Consider the following 1,231-nt stretch of genomic DNA (forward strand, 5'->3'; position numbering starts at 1 on the left):
TGAATCGCCCCGGGTTTCCTAGACACTCTCCAGGCTCGCTGCGTAACGCTTTTCAAACTCTACCGGTGACAGCTGATTGTTGAAACTGTGGCGTCGTTTTGGGTTGTAAAACATCTCGATGTAATCGAACACATCATCCCGAGCATCCTGGCGTGTAGTGTAGATTTTACGCTTGATCCGCTCCCGCTTTAGCAGCTGGAAAAAGCTCTCCGCTACAGCGTTGTCGTGGCAGTTACCTCGACGACTCATGCTGGCTACCAGGTTGTTAGCTTTCAAGAAGCTTCGCCAGTCTGAGCTGCTGTACTGACTGCCTTGATCCGAGTGGATCATCACCTCTTGCTTCGGCTTACGTCTCCAAACCGCCATCAGCAGTGCATCAATGGCTACGTCGCTGGTCATCTGCGACTTCATTGACCAACCAATGATCTGGCGTGAAAACAGATCGAGCACCACGGCCAAATACAGCCAGCCTTCATATGTTCGGATGTAGGTAATGTCTGTGACCCAGACTTTGTTGGGTTCTCTGACATCGAATTGGCGCTTCAGTAAGTTCGGTGAGGCAACGGCTGGTTTGCCGCCATATTTTCCCGGCCTCCGTCGATACCCAGTCTGAGAACGTAAACCTTCAAGGCGCATCAACCTAGCTACCCGGTGACGGCCACAGCTCTCACCAACCTCTCGCAGGTCATCATGGATCTTGCGATAGCCATAAACACCACCGCTTTCTAACCAGGAGTGTTTGATCAGTCCAAGCAGTCGCTGATCGTCCTTGGCTCGCGCAGATTTTGGTTCTGATAGCCACGCGTAGTAGCCGCTGGGATGAACCTTGAGCGTCAGGCAAAGCCGTCGAATCGCGTAATGACCCGCTTGCTGCTTAATAAAGGCGTACTTCAGCCGCACTCCTTGGCAAAGTACGCGGCGGCCTTTTTTAAGATGTCTCGCTCCTCCGTCACCCGTTTCAGCTCGGCCCGTAGACGACGAACCTCAGCGCTCTGATCATCCTCCTCAACGCGCTGTTCCTGGGGCTTGGTGTAGCGCTTAACCCAAGCATAGAGGCTGTGCACGGACACACCCAATCGTGCAGCCACCTCCGAGACAGGAAGCTTCTTTTCGGTCACTTGTTTGACCGCCTGGATTTTGAATTCTTCGGGATATCGCTGGTTGCTCATGGCACCTCCTAATGGGCCTCATTTTAAGGCTTGGAGGTGTCTACGAAACTAGGGGCGATTCA

At 53.0% G+C, this 1,231-nt stretch carries 1 protein-coding gene; it reads right to left on the reverse strand.

The annotated features are described in order from the left end of the window. Nucleotides 1-18: 18 nt before the first annotated feature. Nucleotides 19-1,169 (reverse strand): IS3 family transposase gene (locus CJU81_RS23505; protein ID WP_088500423.1). Its coding sequence is split into 2 segments (ribosomal slippage): nt 19-935 and nt 935-1,169, totalling 1,152 coding nucleotides; the frame shifts between segments, so codons are not numbered across the junction. Nucleotides 1,170-1,231: the final 62 nt, after the last annotated feature.

This window comes from Pseudomonas fragi (assembly GCF_002269505.1).
GTDB lineage: Bacteria > Pseudomonadota > Gammaproteobacteria > Pseudomonadales > Pseudomonadaceae > Aquipseudomonas > Aquipseudomonas fragi_D.